Raw genomic sequence first — 22,822 nt, 5'->3', positions numbered from 1 at the left:
TGGGCAGTCGGCGCGACAGAGGAGGGATCGGAATATGCGGGTAAAAGGACTCACGACGCTCTCGGGATCGCAGCTCATCTGGATGCTGCTGGTCATGGACGGCTGCAATTTCGTGCCGTTCATTAAGACCGCGATCGTCGAGGCGAAGCAGGATGCATGGATGTCGATCATCATCGCCGGCGCGTCCGTGATCGTCCTCACGCTGCTGCTCGTGCGATTGAGCATGATGCATCCGGGGCAAACCCTGTTCGGCTTTAGCCGGACCGTCTTGGGGCCTTGGCTGGGCCGTATCGTCGTCCTGCCGTATTTGACCGCGTGGATCTCGATATCCGTGATAATTCTGCGCTACAGCGGGGATTTCATCCAGAGCGTGCTGCTCGACAAAGCGCCCGTATGGGTGGTCATGCTGATTCTCTCGATGCTGATGGCGTATTCCGCGCATGGCGGGATCGGCGGGATCGGACGTTATAACGAAGTCGTAGGCCCGGTGTTTTTCGTCACGACCTTCGTGAGCTTCTCGTTGAACGGCCGCAATTTGAAGTGGGAACGCATTCTGCCCGTGTACTACGATAACGGATGGCTGCAGATCGCGAAGGGGGCGGTTCCATTGACGACGCTGCTCGGGGGCGAGTCGCTGCTGCTGCTCGTGCTCGTCGCCTTCATGGCGCATCCCCGCAAAGCGCCGCTGCTAGCGTCGATCGCGATCGCGGGGACGAGCCTTACCTTTGTCGTCATCACCGTGCTCTCTTTAGCGGTGTTCGGTCCCGCGCTCGCGGTCAGGCTGCAGGATCCGTTCTTCTCGTACATGCGGACCGTCGATATCATGGAGTTTATTCAACAGATCGATATTTTCATGTTTTCCCTGTGGATCTTCGGCATCACGACGATTCTATCCGTGCATCTGTTCGTCGTCAGCTATGAATTGTCGCTGTGGCTCAAGCTGAAGAATTGGTACGCGTTGATCTGGATCATCGGCCCCGCGATATTCTTGACGGCGTTGGTAAGCCCGGGAGCCGCCATGTTCGGGCCTTTCTTCAGATGGTGGTCGTATTACGCCTTCCCGGTATGCGGGATTGGCATACCGCTCATTCTGTGGATCGCCACGCTCGCGCGCCGCGGGCGCATGCGGCCAACCGCCGCCCGGCAGCCCGGAGACGGGGGTTAATCGCCGCCTCCCGCCGGATTCGATGGAGCGCTTGCGTTCGCGCCGCTTCTGCATTCGCTTGGGGTCATGGCGGTCCAGCGCTTGAATTGGCGGCTGAAGTGCGCGCTTGTTTTATACCCGAGTATCATGGCGATATGATCGATAGACAGATCCGTCTGAAGCAGCAGGCGTTGGGCCTCGCTTAACAATATCTCCGACATATATTGGCGGGGAGCCTTCCCGTATACCTGTTGAAAGATCCGATTCACCTGGGAAGGACTCATTTTCAAGGTGTCGGCGATATCTTGGACGTACTTCCTTCCGCTGTCTTCCATTTGGCCGTGAAGCAGGCTGCTGCGGATCGAAGCCTCGATCTGTTCGGCGATGCGGCCCGCCAATAATTCCTTCTTCGTCAGCACGACGTTATCGGAGTGGGACAGCTGTTCCGCTAGCGTGCCCAATAGCTCGAGCACGGCTGCGTACGCCTTCATGTTTTTGGCGGGGGACAGCGATCGCTTCCTATTCTCGGTCGCCAGGCTGCATAAGTCCGTCAGCAAGGGCGCCAGTTCGTTGACAAGGGGAGAGGAGACTTCGTAGCAAGCGGTAGGATGGCGCTCCAGCTCCTTGGAGAAAGCGGGATCGGATACGCTGAAATGCACGCAAAAATAAGTGAAGCCCTGAGCGCCGGCCGACTTGCACGAATGGATGACGCCCGGACGGATGATCAGCAGATCTCCTTTCTTTTGCGCGTAAGTCCGGCCTTCGACGATCATCGTCATGTCCCCTTCGATCATCCAATGAAGCTCGTACATCGGATGTTCATGAGAGGGATAGGTCCAACCGGAACCCACTTTGCGAAGATGAAGCCCCATCAGATGAAGCGACATTCGAACGTCGGGCAGCCGTCCGATTTCAAGTTCGGCGATCCTTGCAGACATCGTAGTCGTCCTCCTTGTTCTCCGAATCATTCCATTTCTATTATACAGCGCTTTCAATTGCAGGGAATGCATGAAATGGGTAAATTTGTTTCGCGATTAGCGCATCGTCAACTCCGTCGAAGTGGTGGTATGTTAGTATTATCACCGGCCAATGTAAGCAAGGCATCTATTCGTAAGGCATCAGCCCTATCGGGCGGCCGGAGAACGAAGCCATGCAAGGAGGGCGGCCGATTAAGCTTCATGAAGCGATCCGGCTCATTCCGCTCAAGCTGGTATACTAGGGCAACTAGTCATCCCAACAATTTCTGTAAGCGCTTTATGTAAGCGCTTGAATGATGGATGGCGTCTCGCCGGGCTGGAGGAATCTCATGCGCATTCAGATTGACGTTCCGAGAGACAAGAGAGGACTCATCCGGGATTTCGTTTACGCGACCTTGAAGAAGAACATCATGGAGCTGCGACTCGAGCCGGGGCAGTTTATCTCGGAAAAAGAACTGGTCGAAATGCTCCAAGTGAGCAGGACGCCGATTCGTGAGGCCTTAGTGAAGCTCACGCAGGAGGAATTAATCGAGACCACGCCTCAGAAGGGCTCCGTCATTTCGCTGATTGATCTGCAGCACGCGGAAGAATCCCGGTTTGTCAGGAAAACCTTGGAATCCGCCGTTGTTCGGGAAGCCTGCGAGCGGCTTGGCAAGGAACAGGTGCTGCATCTGCAAAATCTCGTCTCGCTGCAGGAACTGTGTCAATCCGAACGGAATTACGGGCGTCTGTTCGAGCTCGACGAAGAGTTTCACCAATCGATCATGATCGGCTGCGGCCGAGCCCGCACGTGGGGACTCATTCAGCAAATGGCCACGCATGACAACCGGATCCGGTTATTGCGGCTCGCTTCCGATTCCGACTGGAAGGTCATCCTGGCCCAGCATCAGGGCATTGTCCGCGCGATCAAGGACAAGGATCCCGACCAAGCCGAGCTGATGCTGAGGGATCATTTGGAGCTGGTCGTGACGGAGAAGGAAAATTTGAAACAAAAGCACGCCAAATATTTTAAATAGGCCGAAGGAGTGAAAGACGATGATTAAAGTCGCTGTGATCGGTACGGGCGGCATCGCCAATTCGCATTTGGAGGCGTATGTGTCCGCGTTTCAGGGGAGATGCCAAGTCGTTGCGTTAAGCGATATCTATGAAGATAAAGCCGTCGAGAGCAAAGAGAAATTCCAGCTCGACTGCAAGGTCGAACAAGACTACCGCAACCTGCTGGACTGCGAGATCGATCTCGTGTCGGTCTGCACCCCGCCGTATACGCATGCGCAAATCGCCATCGATTTCTTGCGTGCCGGCAAGCATGTATTGGTCGAGAAGCCGATGGCGTCTTCTTTGGAAGAATGCGACCGCATGCTGGAAGCGGCTGCGGAGTCGAACCGCATCTTGTCCGTCATCGGGCAGAACCGGTTCAGGGATCCGATCATGAAGCTGAAGCGCACGCTCGACACCGGCAAGATCGGCAAGGTCGTGCATGCGCAGGTGGATTCCCATTGGTGGCGAGGGCACAGCTATTACGATCTGTGGTGGAGAGGCACGTGGGAGAAGGAAGGCGGCGGCTGTACGCTGAATCACGCCGTTCATCATATCGACATGCTGCAGTGGATGATGGGGATGCCGGACAAAGTCCATGCGGTGATGAGCAATACGTCGCACGATAACGCGGAAGTCGAGGACATCTCGATCGCCATTCTTTCATACGGCAACGGCAGCCTGGCGCAGATTACAAGCTCCGTCGTGCATCACGGAGAGGAGCAGCAGCTGATCTTCCAAGGAGAGAAGGCCCGCATATCCGCACCATGGAAGGTGTATGCGTCCACCTCCAAGGAAAACGGATTTCCGATTCGGAACGCCGCGCTCGAGGAGGAGCTTGAGCACGCGTACGACAGCATGGAGAGCCTCCCGTATACCGGGCACGCCGGACAGATCGACGATGTGATGAAGGCGATCGAGAGCGGGTCGCCGAAGGTGCTCATCGATGGCAGCGAAGGACGCAAAACGCTGGAGCTGATCACGGCCATCTACGAAGCGGCGGCTACGGGCAAGAGCGTGAGCCTGCCTTTAACGAAGGACAGCCTGTTCTATTCGAGAGACAGCCTGCTCGCGAACGCGCCGCATTTTTACGAGAAGACCTCGTCGGTCGTATCCTTCGCGAAGAACGACATTACGCTGGGCAGCGAGTACAAGAAATAACACGAAGCGGGAGATGAAGGCGATGCAAACGCAAGACGGCATGAATTACGCCCCGAAAGGAAAGCCGGCCCCGGTATGCGAGAAAGACGCGTTTCCGTTTGCGGCGATCGGGCTCGATCACGGGCATATCTTCGGCATGTGCAACGGGCTGATCGATGCCGGCGGACAACTGACATGGGTATACGACCCGGATCCGGCCAAGGTGGACAAATTCGTGCAAGCCTATCCCGGCGTCAAGGCGGCAAGATCCGAACAGGAGGTGCTGCAGGATCCGAACGTGAAATTGGTGGCCGGCGCGGCCATCACGTCGGAACGCTGCGCCCTGGGCATGCGCGTCATGTCGCACGGCAAGGATTACTTCACGGATAAAGCGCCGTTTACGACACTCGCGCAGCTGGAGCAAGCCCGGCAAAAAGCCGCGGAGACCGGCTTGAAATATGCGGTCTATTACAGCGAGCGCGTGCATGTGGAAAGCGCGGTCTACGCCGGACAATTAATCGAGCAGGGCGCGATCGGGCGCGTGCTGCAGGTGAGCGGATACGGTCCGCACCGGATCAACGTGCCGTCCAGACCGGATTGGTTTTTTGACCGCGAGCAATTCGGCGGTATTTTATGCGATATCGGCAGCCATCAATGCGAGCAATTTTTGTATTACACCGGCTCGAAGGACGCTAGGGTGTCAAACAGCCAGGTGGCGAATTACAACCACAAGCAATTTCCGACGTTCGAGGATTTCGGCGATTGCAACTTGGTCGGCGACAACGGTTCGACAGGCTATTTCCGCGTCGATTGGTTTACGCCGAACGGCCTCAGCACCTGGGGAGACGGACGTACGATTATTCTGGGTACCGACGGATATATCGAATTGCGCAAGTACGTGGATATTGCCAGATCGCAGAGCGGCGGGCACGTGTACCTCGTGAATCATGAGGGCGAGCATTATTTCGACGTCAAAGGGAAGATCGGTTATCCGTATTTCGGGGAATTGATCCTGGATTGCCTGAACCGCACGGAGATCGCGATGACGCAGGAGCATGCGTTCAAAGCGGCTGAGCTGTGCCTAACGGCGCAGCGAGATGCCGTATGGGTTGAGCGCGCGAGCAGCGGGAGATAAGAATCGATTCGTACGCTGGGGTGCCTCGGTACACACTCGTGGACAGCGGCGTTTTTTGGAGGAATCGGCGATGAGAATGGTATTCAGATGGTTTGGCGAAGGCAATGATACGGTAACGCTGAGCCAAATCAGGCAAATTCCCGGCGTGGAAGGCATTGTCTGGGCGCTTCACGACCTCCCTGCGGGGGAAGCGTGGCCGCTCGAACGAATGCTCGAGATCCAGAAGCAGGCCGACGAATACGGCTTTCATATCGAGGTTGTGGAGAGCGTTAACATCCATGAGGATATCAAGCTGGGCCTGCCGGCCAGGGACGGCTATATCGATAACTATAAAATCACGATCGAGCGGCTGGCCCAGGTCGGCGTGAAGGTGATTTGCTATAACTTCATGCCGGTATTCGACTGGATCCGCACGAATCTAAATGAACCGATGGCGGACAACTCGACGGCGCTCTTTTATGAGAAGGTTAAGATCGACAGCATGAATAACCCTGCGGAGCTGGTCCGCGTCATCAACGAGAATCCGGACTTCACGATGCCGGGCTGGGAGCCGGAGCGCATGCAGCGTCTGCCCGCGCTGTTCGAGGCGTACGCGAACGTGACGGAAGAGGACTTGTGGAACAACCTCCAGTACTTCTTGGAACAGATCATTCCGGTATGCGAGGCCAACGACATCAAAATGGCGATTCATCCGGACGACCCGCCGTGGCCGCTGTTCGGGCTGCCGCGAATCATGACGAACCGGGACAATATCCGGAGGCTGCTGACATTGGTGGATAGCCCTTATAACGGCGTCACGTTGTGCAGCGGGTCGCTCGGCGTCAACCCGAACAACGATGTCGCGGACATGGTGAGGGAATTCGCAGACCGCATTCCGTTCGCCCATATCCGCAACGTGAGGCTGTACGACAACGGCAATTTCATTGAAACCTCTCACCGTGCCCAGGACGGCACGCTCGATATGTGCGATATCGTCGCGGCGTATCATGAGAAGGGCTTTACGGGCTATGCCCGGCCGGACCACGGAAGACAGATCTGGGATGAGCAGTGCCGTCCCGGATACGGGCTGTATGACCGGGCACTCGGCATTATGTATCTGTGGGGCATATGGGACTCGCTCGAAAGAACAAAACGGAGGGCATCGGCATGCTTGCAATCAACGACAATTTAAGAGGGAAAGTCGCGGTTATTACGGGAGGAAGCGGCGTTCTATGCTCCGCGATGGCGCGGGAGCTCGGCCGGCATGGCGTGAAGGTGGCCGTATTGAACCGCACGGCGGAGAAGGGAGAGCGGGTTGCGGCAGCCATCAGGGAAGCCGGCGGGGAAGCGATCGCCGTCGCCTGCAACGTGCTGGACGCGGATAGCGTAAGGGCGGCGGAAGACGCGGTGACGCGCCAGCTGGGCGTGTGCGACATCCTCGTCAACGGGGCGGGAGGCAACCACCCCATGGGCAGCACGACGAACGAAACGTTGAAGCCCGAGGATCTGGGAAACAAAGACATCACGACATTTTTCGATCTGACCCAGGAGGGCTTCAGCCACGTGCTCAATTTGAATTTCCTCGGAACGCTCATCCCAGCGCAGGTGTTCGCCAAAAAGATGATCAACCGCCAAGGTGCGGCCATCATCAATATCTCTTCGATGAGCGCGCCAAGCCCGATGACGAAGGTGCCGGCGTACAGCGCGGCGAAGGCGGCAATTGAGAATTTCACGCAGTGGTTGGCCGTTCATATGGCGGATGCGGGCATCCGGGTCAACGCGATCGCCCCGGGCTTCTTCTTGACGGAGCAAAATCGAAGACTTCTGTTGAACGAAGACGGATCGTTAACCGACCGGTCGCATAAGATTATCACCCATACTCCCATGAGAAGATTCGGTAAGCCCGAAGACCTCCTGGGCGCGTTATTATGGCTCGCGGACGAGAACATGTCCGGTTTTGTAACCGGTATCACGGTGCCGGTAGACGGCGGGTTCATGGCTTACTCGGGCGTATAGCGGGGACGCGGTCTCCCCGATCGGGGGAGTGGCGGGGATCCTTCTTCCATGCTTATGCGCAGAGCAGGTTGCGAAACCAGTAAAATGGAGGTTGTAGTGAATGCCAGCAATGAATCGACATGTTGCTCTAAGCGTGGGAGAGCCGCCGAAACGAAAAAAAGGCTTGTTTCACTATATTAGAAAAGATATCATCCTTTACCTGATGCTGCTTATCCCCGTGGCCTACATCGTGACGTTCAAATATGCACCTATGTACGGCATACAGATTGCGTTTAAGGATTACAACATTTTTCAGGGCGTCAGCAAGAGCCCGTGGAATAATTTCGAAACCTTCCGGCAAATCTTCTCGTCGCCGCAATTCTATCAGGTGGTTCGAAATACGCTGATGCTGAACTTCCTGGATTTGATTTTGGGATTTCCGGCACCGATTTTATTGGCTATTTTATTGAATGAACTGGTGTGGAAGAGGTTCAAGAAGGTAAGCCAGACCATCCTATATCTGCCGCATTTCCTATCCTGGGTTATTATCGGCGGTATCGTAGCGCAGCTGCTGTCTCCCACGGGGATGATCAACTCCTTAATCAATCATATGGGCGGGGAGCCGCTCCCGTTCCTTACGAACAAATACGCATGGGTCGCCACGTATGCACTGGTCGGCGTCTGGCAGAACGCGGGCTGGGGGACGATCCTATATCTTGCCGCCATGACGGGAATCGACAAGCAGTTGTACGAGGCTGCCGACGCGGATGGCGCGGGCAGATTGAGGCGGATCTGGCATATCACGCTGCCGGGGATCCGTCCGACCATCGTGATCCTGCTGATCCTTCAGCTCGGCAATATTATGGCGGTGAACTTCGACCGGCCGTTCAACATTCAAAACAACCTGGTCATGGATTTCGGCGACGTCATCAGCACCTATGTTTATCGTGTCGGCATTCAATCCGCGAACTTCTCGGTCGGTGCGGTCGTCGGTCTGTTCCAGTCGGTGATCTGCTTAATCTTCCTGGTCACCTCGAATTTTCTTACCCGCAAATTAGGCGAAAACGGCATATGGTGAGGGGGTACTGACGATGTCGCATCTTTCGAAAAATCGAATCGTGGATTATACGGCCGCATTCGTCATTTTATTGACGGTCATTGTATGCCTGGTTCCTTTTCTCTATATCCTATCGCAATCGCTTAGCTCCAATAGGGCGATTATCTCCCAGGCCGTTACCATCTATCCGATCGACTTCAATATCGAAGCCTATAAAGTCGTATTCGGGGATCACGGGATGCTGTACTCCTTGTTCTACACGGTGGTCCTGACGGTCGTGTTCGTGCTCCTCGCATTGACCGTGACGATTCTGGCCGCGTACCCGCTGACGAAAAAAAGGCTCAAAGGCAGAAGTGCTTTACTGTTATTGATGCTGTTTACCATGTATTTCAGCGGCGGGTTGATTCCGGATTATCTGAACATCAAGAGCCTGAACCTGCTGGACACGCCAATGGCGCTGATTCTTCCGGGAATGATGAGCGTCTATTATATGATCATCTTGAAATCGTTCTTCCAGAGCTTACCGGACAGCCTGGAGGAAGCCGCGCACTTGGACGGATGCAGCGAGCTGCAGATCCTGCTCAAGATCGTGCTGCCGTTATCCAAGCCGGCGCTTGCCACCGTCAGTTTGCTATATGCCGTATTCCGGTGGAATTATTTTCAGGATGCGCTATTCTACATCACGGACCAGCAGCTCTATACGATCCAGCTTAAGCTGTATAACGTCATCAACATTTCGCAGCAGATGTCCGGCGAGAACGTCAACGTCAATCTGCCTTCGGAGGCGTTGAAAGCAGCAAGTATTATGTTCGGTACGATTCCGATCCTGCTCGTGTATCCGTGGCTCCAGAAATACTTCGTATCCGGGATCATGATCGGTGCCGTAAAAGGTTGATATAGACGCGCGAAATGGATGATCCCATCGATTTCGCGAATTTATATACAGTCAGTTGCCCATTATCCATTATAAAAAGGGAGCGATTTCTTTGAAGGTAAAGGCACAACGATCGATCTGCGTTTCTTTGGTAGCGCTAACAATTGCGTCGGCGCTGACCGCCTGCCAGAGCAATACGCCGTCAAGCGCCACCGAAAACGGCCCGGCAGAGGCAACAAAAGAACATCGAACGTTAACGGTCGAAGTATTCGACAGAGGCAAGCCCGGACAGCCGGACTTAAACAACAACTTCTGGACAAAGTACATCAACGATAATTTCGGCAAGCAGTTCAATGCCACGGTCAAGTTCGTCTCGGTTCCCCGGGCGCAGGAAGTAGACAAATTGAACGTCTTGATGGCGGCAGGCCAGGCGCCTGACATCTCCTACACCTACAACCAGGGCGTTGTTTATAATTATGTGCAGCAGGGCGGCTTGGCCGAGCTGGATTCCGTCCTCCAGGAGCATGGATCCACGCTTACATCATATCTGGGCGAAGAGGTCTTAAAGTACGGCCAATTCAACGGCAAGCAGTATGCCGTGCCGGGCAAGCGGACGGTGCTCGCGGGTTCGAATACGTTTATCCGCAAAGACTGGCTCGATAAATTGGGCCTTCCCGTTCCTACGACGGCGGAACAATTCTACGACACCATGGTTGCCTTCAAGGAGAAGAACCCCGGCAACGTGACCGGCGTCATTCCATACGGCTATTCCCTGCAGCCGGCAAACCCCGGTCTGAGCTATATGCCGGAAGCCTTCAAGCCATCTAACCTTACCGAGGAACAGTTTGCCACGCTTCAGCCGAAAGCGATCTGGGATGCGAACTGGAGTATGCCAGGGTTCGATAAAGCTATTCAATACATGAACAAGATGTATCATGCAGGCTTGATCAGCCCGAACTTCGCGACGGACAAGGACGGGAAGCTGCTGGACGCGGATATCTCCAACGGCAAAGTCGGAGCGTTCCAAACGAACTGGGACGGTCCGTACAGAACCGCTCCCGGTACCTACGCCAACCTCGCCAAGAACGTCCCCGGAGCGGAGCTTATCCCGATCGATCCTTGGCAGAACGATGCGGGCAAGCATCCCAAGAACGGGTACAGCCCGAATGGCATGTACGTCATTATTCCGAAATCCAGCAAGAACGTTGACCTGGCCATACAGTATCTGAACTGGATGGCTGACCCGAAGGTAACCCTTTTCCTCCAGAACGGCGAGGAAGGCGTCGACTACAATATGGTGGACGGTGTTCCCAAGCAGACCGGAACGACGAGCTCCGGCGATAAGATGATGACGGTGGCCAACAACCTCGACTATGATATCCTGTCGAACGGGATCGAGCTTGGGGATCCGAAAAAGAATGAAGCCGCAATCTCCGCAGGCTATCCCGGCTATGAGAAGGATGTCGAGAATGCGTTGAAGGTAGGCCTGGTCGACTATTATACGACCTACTTCTATTCCATACCGAATGCGGCCGATGCGAAGAACAACGCGGCGCTTAAGAATCTCTCGGCGCAAATGCTCGCCAAACTGATCGTCGCGAAACCAGAGGAAGTAGACAGCCTGTATAAAACATTGGTCCAGCAGTACATGGATCAGGGCGGCAAGGCGGTCGAGGACGAGTATATCAAGAATTACAAAGCTCAGAACAGCCAATAACCAAGGCGATTGCAGGACGGACCTGACGGAGGCTTAGACGGATTCTATATGCGCGAATTCTTATAGCCGCCTTGAGCGGCTATTTTTTTCGCGTATCGGGTCTGTTCGCGCCCGAACGCGGCTGGATACCCTGGTAATTGCTGGACGTGCTGCCGGTCCTCTGCTAAGATGAGATTATAATATAGGATGCTGTTCTATATTATAGAACACATAGAAAAGGCTGATACGCATGCCAATCATCCAGTCGCTGGACCGCTCCTTAAAAATAATCGACCTGTTCGACGAGCAGAACCGGGAACTGAAGATCACCGACATCAGCCGGCTGATGAATTTGCACAAAAGCACCGTTCATTCGCTGCTCAAGACGCTGCAGCTGCACGGCTACATCGACCAGAACGAAGAAACGGGCAAGTACCGGCTGGGGATGCGGCTCGTGGAGAAGGGGCAGCTGCTGCTGCAAGGGTTGGACATCCGCCAAGCGGCAAGGCCGTATCTGGTCAAGCTGTCCGGGCAGACGGGGCAAACCGCTCATCTGGTCGTGCCCGACAGGGCGGAAGGCGTGTACATCGACAAGGTGGAAGGGGCCAAAGCGGTCATTCGCTACTCCCGGATCGGACGGCGCGTGCCGCTGCACAGCAGCGCGGTTGGCAAAGTGCTCGCGGCGTTCCAGCCGCCGGACGCGCTCGCGCGGATGTTAAGCGGGTATGGCTATAGCCGGCACACGCCGCATACCATCGGCAGCGAACAAGCGTTTCTCGCGGAGCTCGAACGGGTGCGCGAGAGCGGGATCGCCTACGACCGCGAAGAGAATGAAGCGGGCGTGCGCTGCGCCGCCGCGCCGGTGCTCGACCATAGCGGCCATGCCGCCGCCGCGATCAGCATTTCCACGCTCATTTCCCATGTCGATGACGCGATGCTGGAGCGGTTCGTCGCGCTGCTGCTGGAGCAAACGAGATTGATCTCGCTGCAATTGGGTTATCGCGCTTAGCGCTTGACCATAGGAAAGCCGTACAGGCTTGATGAGAACGCTTCTTCATTTGTTGTTGGAACTTCGTTTCACACTAATCAATGAGAGGGCGATTGGATGCGAATCATTCGAATCATGGAAGGCGATGCCCAAGTGCTGGCCGCATTGACGGAAGAGAACCAGGTGTACCCGCTGCCGGACTCCGATTTTATGACGCTGGTCCGGAGAGCGGACCGCGAAGGATGCTCGGTATTGGAAGCGGTTACCCGCCATATTGCCGGAGCGGCTCCTGCGGAGAAGGACTTCGGGTCGCTCGCTCTCGCGGCGCCGATCGACGCTCCCGAAGTGTGGGCGGCGGGCGTTACCTATCTGCGGAGCAAGGAAGCGCGCAATTACGAAGCGACGGGCGGCCGGCTCGATGCGTCGACGTTCTACGACAAGGTGTATGACGCGGAGCGGCCGGAGCTGTTCATGAAATCGACGGCTGCCCGCACGGTAGGCCCGGGCGGGGAGCTGTGTCTGCGCAGCGACTCGTCTTGGCAGGTGCCGGAGCCCGAGCTTGCGCTCGTGCTCGACAGCGGCGGCGGCATTATCGGCTACACCATCGGCAACGACATGAGCTGCCGCGATATCGAGGGCGAGAATCCGCTCTACCTGCCGCAGGCGAAAGTATGGCGCCAATCCTGCTCCATCGGCCCGGCGATCAGGCTGGCCGACACGCTGTCCGACCCGTACAACCTGACGATCACGTGCCGAATATTCCGGGACGGAGAGAAGGTCGTCGAGGAATCGGCGAGCACGGGCCAATTGAAGCGGAAGCTGGATGAGCTGGTCGCCTACTTGGCCAAGGACAATGTCCTGTTCGACGGCACCGTGCTGCTGACGGGCACTTGCATCGTGCCGCCGAATCAATTTACGCTGGCGCCCGGCGACCGGATCGAAATCGATATTACCGGGATCGGCACGTTGACGAATACGGCTGTCTCCGCTTAGCGCTAAGCGCTAAGCGCATACGTTCACGAGTTCACGGCTAACTATTATTGATGCGAGAGGATGGATATTCGATGCATGCTGTTCAAGAGCCTCAAGTCATCCGCAATTATATCGGCGGCCAGTGGAAGGCGCCTGCAGGCGGCGGGAGTACGCCGAGCATCAATCCCGCCCGGAAGAGCGAAATCGTCGGCTACGTGCCCGACTCGCAGATCGGCGATTTGAATGAGGCCGTCGAGGCGGCGGAAGCAGCCAGACGGTCATGGCGCAAGCTGTCCGGCGCGCAGCGGGGCGCGCTGCTGTTCAAGGCGGCGGACGCGATGGAGCGCAGGCTCGACGAGATCGGGCGGACGATGTCGCGCGAGATGGGCAAGACGTTCGCCGAGGCGAAAGGCGAGACGGCGCGCGGCGTGGCGATCTTGCGCTATTATGCGGGGGAAGGCATGAGGAAGATCGGCGATGTCATTCCGTCGACCGACGCCGATGCGTTTATGTTTACGACCCGTTCGCCGCTTGGTGTCGTGGGCGTGATATCGCCGTGGAATTTCCCGGTGGCGATTCCGGTCTGGAAGATGGCTCCGGCGCTGATCTACGGCAACGCGGTCGTGTGGAAGCCGGCGACGGAGACGGCGGTCACCGCCGCGGCAATCGCGGAATGCTTCCATGAAGCGGGGCTGCCGGCTGGGGTCGTGAACATGGTCATCGGCGGCGGCCGCGTCATCGGGCAGGGGATCGCCGCGCATCCCGGCATACACGGCGTGACGTTCACCGGCTCTAACGAGGTCGGCAAGCAGATCGGCCAGACGGCATTGAGCCGCGGGGCGAAATATCAGCTGGAGATGGGCGGGAAGAATCCGATCGTCATCGCCGCGGACGCCGATCTCGACCTGGCCGTCGAAGCGACGATCAGTGGCGGGCTGCGCTCCACCGGCCAGAAATGTACGGCTACGAGCCGCGTGATCGTCGTTCGCGACGTGTACGAGGCGTTCAAGGAGAAGCTGGTCAGCCAGGTCAAGGCGCTGAAGGTCGGCGACGGCTTGGAAGCCTCGACATGGCTCGGTCCTTGCGCCAACGAGAAGCAGCTGGAAACCGTCATGTCCTACATCAACCGGGGCAAAGAGGAAGGCGCGGAACTGCTGTGCGGCGGCGAGCGGCCCGATGGAGCGGAGCTGGCGGACGGGTTCTACGTAACGCCGGCCGTATTCGACCGGGTGACGAGCGGAATGGCGATCGCGCAGGAGGAAATATTCGGACCGGTACTGACGCTGATCGAGGCCGACGATTTCGAATCGGCGATCGGGTTGGCGAACGATACGGAGTTCGGGCTGAGCGCTTCGATCTATACGCGGGACATCGGCAACGTGCTGTCCTTCGTGCATGAGGTGGATGCCGGTCTTGTCCGGATCAATGCCGAGACCGCCGGGGTGGAACTGCAGGCTCCGTTCGGCGGCATGAAGCAGTCGAGCTCGCATTCGAGAGAGCAGGGACAGGCGGCAATCGAGTTCTATACTTCCGTCAAGACGGTGTTTATTAAACCGTAACCGCATCCCGCGACCATACTCAGATTCCAGAGGTGGAATGCACATTGAACAAGCCAGTCGTATTCAGCATCATCGGAGGATCCGGATTCCGGGCGCAATATTTTCTCCGCATTGCGAAGGCGCTTCCCGACCGGTTTCGGGTGAGCGCGATGACGGTTCGGGACGAGGCGAAAGGACTGGAGATGGAGAAGCAGTGGCAGGTGCCGACGTATCGGACGGTCGAGCGGATGCTGGAGCATGACCGGCCGGACTTCGTCGTGGTGTCCGTCAGCGCATCGGCGCAGCCGGGCTATCTGCTGCAGCTCGCCGAGCGCGGCATTCCGGTGCTCGCGGAAACGCCGCCCGCGCCGAACCTCGAAGGGCTGATCGAGCTGCACGAGCAGCTGACGCTTCGCGGCGCCCGCGTCCAGGTTGCCGAGCAGTACCCGTATCACCCGCTGAACGAGGCCAGAATGGCCGTCATCCGGGACGGTAGGCTCGGGGACATTACGCAAGCGACCGTATCGTTCTCCCATATGTATCATGGAGTCGGTCTGCTGCGCCAACTGCTCGGCATCGGATTCGAGGACGCCGCGATTCGCGGCATGCGGTTCGAATCCGACTGGCTGGCCGGTCCGAACCGTAGCGGTCCGCCGGCGGAGGAGAAGATCGTAACCTCGCGGCGGGATCTGGCTTGGCTCGATTTCGGGAATAAGCTCGGCATCTACGATTTTACCGCCGACCAGCACCGGTCCTGGATTCGCTCCAATCACGTATCCGTTCGCGGCGTGCGCGGCGAAATCTTCGACCGCCGTCTAAACCTGCTGCACGATTACAAAACGGCATGTCCGCTCGAATTGCAGCGGATCAACAAGGGCGAATGGGAAAACCCCGAAGGTTATTTTCTGCAGGGGATCATGGCGGGCGACCGCTGGGTGTACGAGAATCCGTTCGCGCCGGGCAGGCTGTACGACGATGAGATCGCCATTGCGACCTGCTTGCGGAAGATGGCCGATTACGCCGCCGGCGGGCCGGATTTTTACGGGCTGCCGGAAGCGTCGCAGGACTGCTACCTCGGTTATCTGATCGAGCAGGCCATTCAAACCGGCGAGACCGTGCGGTCCGTCCGCCAGCCGTGGGCATCGAATTAAGTCGCATGCGTCGGCTGCGCCGTGAACGCTCACACCGGTAATCTTGCTGCGAGACCTCAGCTTTCCTTACATCAAAGTAACTAGATGAACTTTATTTCAGTACTACTGGCGCAATATCCGAACTGGTATACTTGTTAACGGCAGATTTCATCTCTGCTTATGGAAGCTTCATTCACTATCTTCTTAGGAGGTTGTACGATGACAATGCCACAACGCAAGCTGGGTTCGACGGGAATTATCGTGGGGGAGATCGGTATGGGCGGCATGCCGTTGTCCGTTAACGGACGCCCTTCCGAGGAAGACGGTATCCGAACGGTGCATGCCGCCTTGGAGCAAGGCATCACGCTGTTCGATACAGCCGATTCGTACTGCTTGAATTCGACCGAAAACGGCCATAACGAACGTCTGTTCGCCAAAGCTTTATATAACCGCCCCGAAGCGGTCATCGCGACCAAGGGCGGACACATTCGTCCGGAAGGACGCTGGGAAACCGACGGCCGTCCCGAACACTTGCGCCAAGCGTGCGAGGACAGCCTGCGCGCGCTCGGCGTGGAAGCGATCACGCTCTATCAATTCCACCGTCCGGATCCGAAGGTGCCGTTCGCGGAATCCGTGGGAACAGTCGCGGAATTGCAGCGGGAAGGGAAGATCGTTCACGTCGGCCTGTCGAACGTTTCCGTCGCGCAGTTGGAACAAGCCCGCGACATCGTAACGGTCGCGTCCGTTCAAAACCGCATGAACTTGTTCGACCATTCGTCCATGGACGTGCTGAAGCGCTGCGAAGAGCTCGGTATTGCCTTCCTGCCCTACAGCCCGCTGAACGGCATGGGCAACGCGGGCGGCATCGGCAGCAACGAGACGTTATCGCGGATCGCTGCGAAATACAATGCGTCGCCGCAGCAGATCGCAATTGCCTGGCTGCTTCAGCTGTCGCCCGTGATGCTGCCGATTCCCGGCGCCAGCAAAGCGGCGAACATCGTGAACTGCGCCGGCGCATCCAGCGTGAAGCTGTCCGCCGAAGACGCAGCCGAGTTGACCGGCATCGCTGCGCAAATCACGGCCTAATCGCCGGTCGGCAGGCACATAACCGCTCCTGTCAAAACCATCGCCAAGCCGGTGATGGTTTTTGCGCCTTGAACGCCGTTCTTCAGCCGTTATCGACGATACGGTTCAGGGAAGATACCGCCGATGATTACAATACAACCCCTTGGAGGAATGGACAACATGAATACGGATCGCACAGAAGCGACGAAAGTCGACAAGGACAAGCTGGAACGTTTTGTTCGCACGCTTGCGCAAAAAGCCGGCATGCCTGAAGAAAAAGCGGCTTTTCTCGCCGAGCAGCTAGTCAAAAACGACCTTAGAGGCACCTTTAGCCACGGCACCGTACAGATCGCCACATATGCCCGGATAATGCGCGACGGATTGATTAATCCGGATCCGCAGTGCCGTATCGCAACGGAATCCCCGGCGACGATCATGATCGACGGAGACGGAGGTCTTGGCTATTTCGCTGCTTACAAGGGAGCGGAGGAGCTGATTGACCGCTGCTGGAAGACCGGAATCGCGGCCGCGGTTACGCGCAATCATGGACATATCGGCGCTGCGGGAATTTACGCCCGTTTATTGGCCGAGCACGACCTCATCGGTTATGTCACATCCGGACATCAGCTCACGCTGCGGCCCGAGGATTCCATCATGCGGGCAGCGGGAGGTTCCCCGATGTCATTTGCTGTGCCCGGCGGGGAGAAGCCTCCGATGGTGCTTGATTTTGGCGCTATGCATGACTTGTATGAAGACTCTCCCCATGTCTCGAAGCTGTTCGAATTAGCGCCGGGTCTCGTATTCCGCAGCATGGGACTCGGGTTTATGTGCCAAGCCCTGGGAGGGTTTCTGGCTGGCGTTCCGGTAGAAGAAGAGCGGGCCGAGCGCAGGTACCAAGGCGCGAATCAGGGTTCCTTGATTATTGCGCTGGATCCGGGGCGATTCATCGATACCGGGGCCTTGAAGCAGGAAATGGATACGTATATGAAGCTAACCAGCGCGATGCGTCCGATGCCCGGGTACGAACGGGCGACGTTACCCGGCGTACTGGAGTCCGAGCGCGAGGCGGATTTCGGCATCACGGGCATTCCGGTCGACGAGCATCATAAGGCCGTCCTCTCCGAGGCTGCGGCCGAATTCGGCGTCGAGCTGCCCTTCTAGAGCCGCCTTCCATCTACAGCCTCCGGGAATGGAGAATAACGAGAGGAGTACATGCAGATGGCAATCCCCTTATTATTCGGTCCGTACGGGAGCGGGGAGCTGCCCGCTAACGCGAAAGACTATGGCGTCAACGCCAGATGGTTTCATATGTTTAACGAGGCCGCATTCGAAGCGTGCATGGCGCAGCAATTGGAGCCCTGCGTGGAATTCAAAACATTCCGCGCCGATTACCAGTCGCATCCCGAGCTCGTTCCGATCGGCGTAGACGGACAACCGATTCGTTACGGCCGCTTGGTGCAGGGCATCTGTTTGTCGCAGAAGGAATATTTGTCCAAAATCGAAGAGGAACTGCTAGCCGGCTTGAAGCAATTTAAACCGAGAGGTATATGGCTGGATTATTTGACCTACGCCGGCTGGTTCGAGACGCCTGAGCCGGATCTGCAGGAAAGCTGCTTTTGCCCGGACTGCATCGCGGATTTCTGCGAGTCGTGCGCGATCGACGCCGCGAATCCGGCAGAAATCCTGGCAAACTATGCGGAAGAATGGAAGCATTACAAATGCCGCAAAATTGCCGATTTCGCGCTCCGTTATTCAAGGCTGATCAAAGCGCATCTGCCGGATTGCATCGTCGGGGCGTACATGTGCCCATGGACGCCCGATGAATTCGACGGCGCGCTGACCCGGATCTTCGCCCAGGACTATCGCGACTTGGCGGAAGCGATCGACGTGTATACGCCGCTGATCTATTGTTCGAAGAGCGGGCGAGGCCCCGGCTGGGGAAGGGAATGGCTCGCCCAATCGGCAGGATTCGTCCCCGAAGGCCGCCAGGTTCAATTGATATTGGATGCAAAGGATTTCCCGGCGAGCCTGGAGGACACCGGGCGCTCAGAGATTCCGTCCTTGGGGATTCAGCTGTTTGCCGGCGCTCCGCTGTTTCACGACAAGGACAAAGCGATCGCATTCCAGCGTTCGGTTGAGGCAATTCGGAACCGTCTCCCTGTCGACCGAAGCGTTTGAAGCTCTTCTATTCCATTACGGCCGCGAGTATTGCGGCTGTTTTTTTATTGCCCGTCCTCACGCTGGAGATTACCGTGCTCTCCGCGGAGATCGGCCGGCGCGCATCGACGGCAGGTTCCCTTCGAATCATTATCCGGCGGCGGCATGGCTGCGGTTTCCCGCTCCGCTAGTTCATCCCGAAGATCTCCATTCTCCCCTGCAATCCTGCCAGAACTTCGCCCGGGATTTCCCGGACCTTGATATCTTCCCCTAAGAAGAGCAGCCAGCTCGTGATATCGGCTAGTTCATCCGGTTGATGGACGTGGACGAACGTTTTTAGCATGGCCGTGGTTTGATAAGGATTCGTGTAGGAGAGGGTCATTTTGAACGGATGGTACTTCTTGTACTGCCCGATCGCCAGGGGGCCGAGTTCGAGGACCAGGTTGAACGCTTCTTCCTGCTGGCGAAGCCGTTCCGCGACCTTCTTCTTGCTGAATCGTTTCTTCCCGGGATATGGCTGGACATCGGTGAGGCTGTCGACAGGAATGATCCGCCGCTTCTCTTCCTCGAGGTCGAAGCCTTCGATTTGCCAAGAGCTCTTCTCGCGATAGAGGTGCAGGAGATAGATGGGATACGACTTGATATCGCGTCCTTCTTTGACGGAAATCGTTAAGGAGACGTCACGAAGAAGGAGCTGGATGAGTTGTTCCAACATCGGGTGGGGCAGATCGGACAGATCAAGCAGATCGGGATTGTGGGGATTGGTGCCTTCGAAGAGCAAGAGTTGATTTAACAGGACAAGATCGTCCTGCTGGTTCTGAGAGATGAGGCCGAGCAATTTTTCCGTTAAGGAATGGCGGCTCTTGAGATAAGGGAGCTGCAGATTTCGGGTGGCCATGAAGGCGATGAAGAGCGCTTTGATCTCGTTATCGGTAAAGCGGACGGTGGGCAGCACGGAGTTGTTCATCACAAAATAACCGCCGTCCCTCCCGACTTCGGCGACCAGAGGCATGCCCATCGCTTCGATTTCCCGGATATCCCGAATCGCCGTCGAACGGGAGATGTCAAACTCATGCATGATTTCCGAAATGGTAAAATGGGCGCGGTTGTTGATGTACCGCATGAGGATGTTTATCCGTTCTACTTTTTTCATGGGCACCTCTAAACAGGTTCATTTTTTGACATGATTCCACGTTATTATAAACCCATCAAGGATACGAAATCAAAGGAGGAATAAGCATGCGTACGATTACCGGCCAAGAAAACATGGCGAAGGCTGCATCCCGCACCACTGTCAGGGCAGCCGCTTATTGGATCGTCACCCTCATGCTCGCAGTCTCGATTACGTTAAGCGGTATCGGGCAATTGATGCGATTGGGCGGCAATGTCGAGCTCGTGACCGCGATCGGTTTCCCCTTATACGTCACGAACATTCTCGGAACCTGGAAATTGCTTGGCGTCCTTGCAATCGTCATGCCGGGTTTCCCCCGGCTGAAGGAGTGGGCGTATAGCGGTATCTTTTTTCTGATGACGGGCGCGGCCTTATCCCATGCGTTCGCGAATGATTATGGCGACGGCGGATTTCATATGCTGCTTCCGCTCTTCTATGCCGCGCTTTGCCTCGCCTCGTGGGCGCTTCGTCCACATAACCGCAGGCTCTGATGAAGCGCGAATGTGCCGGACGTAACAGGTTTTCGATGGACTTCTCCTGCTGGAACAACTACTATTTAAGAAGGAACGAGCGGCGCGGTCAAGCATCTTCGGCCGGCTTTGAAACAGGTTCATGTTTTGACATGATTGACGATTATGATGATTGTATCAGGCAGCAAACAAATCCATTAGAGGAGCGGATGAGATGATGGCAACGCATGCGTTTGAGGAAAAGGACAGCTTTATCGTGCTAGGAATCGGAACGGAGCTGAAGAGCGATTACACGGACTATGCCGGCATCAACAAGGAGAAGGAAACCTTCTGGCGGGCGGTGGGGCAGGATGGAAGGCTTGACTCGTTGAAGGCCATCGCCGCGAACGACTATCTGTTTGCCGTCAGCGAAGCGGTAAATCGCATGATGATGTATTATGCCGGCGTCATGACGGACTCGTCGTTGCCGGACGAACACCGGGTAATCCAATTCCCGAAGGGAACCTACCTCGTCGTGAAAGGCGAGGGAAAGTCGGCCGATGAATTAAACAGCATGCTGACGGGCGTTACCTTTGGTCAAGTGCTGCCGGCAGCCGACCGGTACGCCTATGTGGGCGGGCCCAACACAACGGTCGAAATGGGGCGGCGGGACGGCCTGGTCTACGGGGAGATGTGGGTTCCGGTCGTGGAGAAGTAAGCGAAAATGGGGAGGAGGAATGAGCATGTCCGTTCGTGTCGATTATAAAGAAGTGTCGACGATTGGGCTGGAAGAGTCACCGGTTGCAGCGGCGTTAGCCGGATTGCGCGCGAATGAAGCCCGGTACTTCATGAATAAATACAAGCACGACTTCACAGTCGTGCCGGCCGGCGAAAGCCGGGAGACGCTTGATTACGTGAACCGGATATTGAAAGAAGAACGCGGAATCGAGTTTGCGGCCCGGCCGCTGGAAACATCGCGATTCCAAGTCGACAACATCAGGTGGGCCTTCGTCTTCTATGAGGATGGTCTCGCGGTCAACGTCATGTATACGGTGGACGATCCGAAGAAGCGAGCCGTCGGATTCAAGCTGTCCGAGGGGATGGACGTCCCGAAGGAGCTGGAGGCGAAGAAGTTCAAATTCGCAAGACAGAAGTCCAAGCTGGCCGGGACGATTCGCGGTTCGTTCTTTATCATCAAAGGCGAATATTGAAAGCCAAATAACCGCCCCATATGCGCATCGCCGATCATACGGCGGAACATGCCCGTTCTCTCGTGACGAGGGAACGGGTTTCTTTTTCATCACTGAAGAGCTGATTATTTTACCGGCCCTTGTTGACAAATGAATGAACGGTTCATACAATATTGGTAAATGAACAATTCATTCAATTCAAAGGAGGAGTTCAAATGACCGGAAATCAAACCAATGGCCACAACGTAAACGGGAAATATGCGGTGATTACGGGGGCTACGAGCGGGATCGGATTGGCGGCCGCGCGTGCGTTAGCCGCGAGAGGAGCGAACCTGGGCCTCGTTGCGCGCAATGCGGCCAAAGCCAACGAGGTTGCGGCAAAACTGCGTGCGTCCTACGGCTATCGGATAACGGTGGATGTCTTCATCGCAGACATGTCCTCCCAGCGATCTATCCGCCGCGCGGCACAAGAGATGTACGCCCAATGCCCGAAGATCGATATTCTAATCAACAATGCCGGCGCGATGTTCGTTGACCATAAGCTGACGGAGGACGGATTAGAGATGACCTGGGCGGTTAATCATATCGCACCGTTCTTGTTAACGACCCTGCTCCTTGATAAACTGACTTTGAGCGATGATGCCCGCATCATTACCACGTCGTCCCATGGCCATAAGATGGCGAGGAAGGGCATCGGATTCGACGATTTGAGCGGGAAGCGATGGTTTGGATTTTGGGGCAAAATGAAGGGCGGACCTAACTTTCGATACGGTGAGACGAAGCTGGCGAACATTTTATTTACGGCCGAGTTGGCAAATCGACTGCAAAATACGAATATCGCCGCGTATTGCTTTGATCCCGGGCTGGTGGCTACAAATTTCAATCGGGATAACGGGTGGATGGCCCGGATGACGACAGCCGTCATGATGAGATTCGCCCGAACGCCCGAGAAGGGCGCGGAGACGCTCGTATGGCTGGCGGGTGCCGATCGTGCGCACCTGGAGAGCGGGGGTTATTATGCTGATAAACAAGCAGGGACGTTGTCGGCGCAAGCGAGCAATATGGAAGCGGCGAAGAAGCTGTGGGAAGTGAGCGAGGTGCAGATTTGCGCATCGCAGGCTTAATCCGCG

The 22,822-nt window shown here is 56.5% G+C and carries 22 protein-coding genes; 20 read left to right on the top strand and 2 right to left on the bottom strand.

What is annotated here, in order from left to right; genetic code table 11:
- The first annotated feature begins 34 nt into the window (after positions 1-34).
- Positions 35-1,165, top strand: coding sequence for a GerAB/ArcD/ProY family transporter (locus ACFPB1_RS02100; RefSeq protein ID WP_379221356.1), 1,131 nt, complete (start codon positions 35-37; stop codon positions 1,163-1,165).
- On the opposite strand, the gene ACFPB1_RS02095 is transcribed toward ACFPB1_RS02100, so the two are convergent.
- Entirely contained in the window at positions 1,162-2,082 is a 921-nt protein-coding gene (locus ACFPB1_RS02095; RefSeq protein ID WP_379221354.1) for an AraC family transcriptional regulator, read from the bottom strand. The two genes, ACFPB1_RS02100 and ACFPB1_RS02095, sit on opposite strands and share 4 nt — an antisense overlap.
- Positions 2,083-2,450: 368 nt before the next feature.
- Here ACFPB1_RS02095 and ACFPB1_RS02090 point away from each other — a divergent pair, with 368 nt between their 5' ends.
- From ACFPB1_RS02090 to ACFPB1_RS02020, 15 genes are all read left to right on the top strand, one after another.
- On the top strand, positions 2,451-3,137 hold the full coding sequence (locus ACFPB1_RS02090; RefSeq protein ID WP_379221352.1) for a GntR family transcriptional regulator: 687 nt from the start codon (positions 2,451-2,453) through the stop codon (positions 3,135-3,137).
- A 19-nt stretch (positions 3,138-3,156) separates the two neighbouring features.
- Positions 3,157-4,317: a Gfo/Idh/MocA family protein gene (locus ACFPB1_RS02085; RefSeq protein ID WP_379221350.1), complete on the top strand. Its 1,161-nt coding sequence runs from the start codon at positions 3,157-3,159 to the stop codon at positions 4,315-4,317.
- A gap of 22 nt (positions 4,318-4,339) precedes the next feature.
- A complete protein-coding gene (locus tag ACFPB1_RS02080; RefSeq protein ID WP_379221348.1) occupies positions 4,340-5,431 on the top strand; it encodes a Gfo/Idh/MocA family protein in 1,092 nt (363 codons plus the stop codon).
- A 70-nt stretch (positions 5,432-5,501) separates the two neighbouring features.
- Entirely contained in the window at positions 5,502-6,602 is a 1,101-nt protein-coding gene (gene uxuA / locus ACFPB1_RS02075) for a mannonate dehydratase (RefSeq protein ID WP_379221346.1), read from the top strand.
- On the top strand, positions 6,578-7,426 hold the full coding sequence (locus tag ACFPB1_RS02070; RefSeq protein WP_379221344.1) for an SDR family oxidoreductase: 849 nt from the start codon (positions 6,578-6,580) through the stop codon (positions 7,424-7,426). The genes uxuA and ACFPB1_RS02070 overlap by 25 nt, the downstream gene beginning before the upstream one ends.
- A gap of 100 nt (positions 7,427-7,526) precedes the next feature.
- Positions 7,527-8,483, top strand: coding sequence for an ABC transporter permease (locus tag ACFPB1_RS02065; RefSeq protein WP_379221342.1), 957 nt, complete (start codon positions 7,527-7,529; stop codon positions 8,481-8,483).
- Between the two features lie 13 nt (positions 8,484-8,496).
- On the top strand, positions 8,497-9,357 hold the full coding sequence (locus tag ACFPB1_RS02060; RefSeq protein ID WP_379221340.1) for a carbohydrate ABC transporter permease: 861 nt from the start codon (positions 8,497-8,499) through the stop codon (positions 9,355-9,357).
- 55 nt (positions 9,358-9,412) lie between these two features.
- Positions 9,413-11,053 carry an extracellular solute-binding protein gene (locus ACFPB1_RS02055; RefSeq protein WP_379221338.1) on the top strand — a complete coding sequence of 547 codons (1,641 nt, stop codon included), beginning with the start codon at positions 9,413-9,415 and terminating at the stop codon, positions 11,051-11,053.
- 229 nt (positions 11,054-11,282) lie between these two features.
- Positions 11,283-12,041 carry an IclR family transcriptional regulator gene (locus ACFPB1_RS02050; protein WP_379221335.1) on the top strand — a complete coding sequence of 253 codons (759 nt, stop codon included), beginning with the start codon at positions 11,283-11,285 and terminating at the stop codon, positions 12,039-12,041.
- Positions 12,042-12,137: 96 nt separating this feature from the next.
- Complete coding sequence (locus tag ACFPB1_RS02045; protein ID WP_379221333.1) at positions 12,138-13,013, top strand: fumarylacetoacetate hydrolase family protein; 876 nt, start codon at positions 12,138-12,140, stop codon at positions 13,011-13,013.
- Positions 13,014-13,084: 71 nt separating this feature from the next.
- Positions 13,085-14,551, top strand: a complete 1,467-nt coding sequence (gene gucD / locus ACFPB1_RS02040) for an alpha-ketoglutaric semialdehyde dehydrogenase GucD (protein WP_379221331.1) — start codon at positions 13,085-13,087, stop codon at positions 14,549-14,551.
- A gap of 44 nt (positions 14,552-14,595) precedes the next feature.
- A complete protein-coding gene (locus tag ACFPB1_RS02035) occupies positions 14,596-15,681 on the top strand; it encodes a Gfo/Idh/MocA family protein (protein ID WP_379221328.1) in 1,086 nt (361 codons plus the stop codon).
- A gap of 198 nt (positions 15,682-15,879) precedes the next feature.
- Positions 15,880-16,746, top strand: a complete 867-nt coding sequence (locus tag ACFPB1_RS02030; protein ID WP_379221326.1) for an aldo/keto reductase — start codon at positions 15,880-15,882, stop codon at positions 16,744-16,746.
- A 159-nt stretch (positions 16,747-16,905) separates the two neighbouring features.
- Positions 16,906-17,886, top strand: coding sequence for an Ldh family oxidoreductase (locus ACFPB1_RS02025; protein ID WP_379221323.1), 981 nt, complete (start codon positions 16,906-16,908; stop codon positions 17,884-17,886).
- A gap of 57 nt (positions 17,887-17,943) precedes the next feature.
- Entirely contained in the window at positions 17,944-18,903 is a 960-nt protein-coding gene (locus ACFPB1_RS02020; RefSeq protein WP_379221321.1) for a hypothetical protein, read from the top strand.
- Positions 18,904-19,069: 166 nt separating this feature from the next.
- Here ACFPB1_RS02020 and ACFPB1_RS02015 read toward each other — a convergent pair whose 3' ends face one another.
- Entirely contained in the window at positions 19,070-20,035 is a 966-nt protein-coding gene (locus ACFPB1_RS02015) for a helix-turn-helix transcriptional regulator (protein ID WP_379221319.1), read from the bottom strand.
- A 113-nt stretch (positions 20,036-20,148) separates the two neighbouring features.
- Here ACFPB1_RS02015 and ACFPB1_RS02010 point away from each other — a divergent pair, with 113 nt between their 5' ends.
- The 4 genes from ACFPB1_RS02010 (at position 20,149) to ACFPB1_RS01995 (ending at position 22,816) form a co-directional block, all read left to right on the top strand.
- Positions 20,149-20,544 carry a DoxX family protein gene (locus ACFPB1_RS02010; protein ID WP_379221687.1) on the top strand — a complete coding sequence of 132 codons (396 nt, stop codon included), beginning with the start codon at positions 20,149-20,151 and terminating at the stop codon, positions 20,542-20,544.
- 196 nt (positions 20,545-20,740) lie between these two features.
- Complete coding sequence (locus tag ACFPB1_RS02005; protein ID WP_379221685.1) at positions 20,741-21,220, top strand: GyrI-like domain-containing protein; 480 nt, start codon at positions 20,741-20,743, stop codon at positions 21,218-21,220.
- Positions 21,221-21,245: 25 nt separating this feature from the next.
- Complete coding sequence (locus tag ACFPB1_RS02000; protein WP_379221317.1) at positions 21,246-21,713, top strand: phage tail protein; 468 nt, start codon at positions 21,246-21,248, stop codon at positions 21,711-21,713.
- 194 nt (positions 21,714-21,907) lie between these two features.
- Positions 21,908-22,816 (top strand): SDR family NAD(P)-dependent oxidoreductase, encoded by a 909-nt coding sequence (locus ACFPB1_RS01995; RefSeq protein WP_379221315.1) that lies wholly within the window; start codon positions 21,908-21,910, stop codon positions 22,814-22,816.
- Positions 22,817-22,822 lie beyond the last annotated feature (6 nt).

The organism is Paenibacillus sp. GCM10023250 (genome assembly GCF_042653205.1).
Taxonomy (GTDB): Bacteria; Bacillota; Bacilli; order Paenibacillales; family Paenibacillaceae; genus Paenibacillus_Z.
This window is presented reverse-complemented; position numbering and strand designations above follow the sequence as displayed.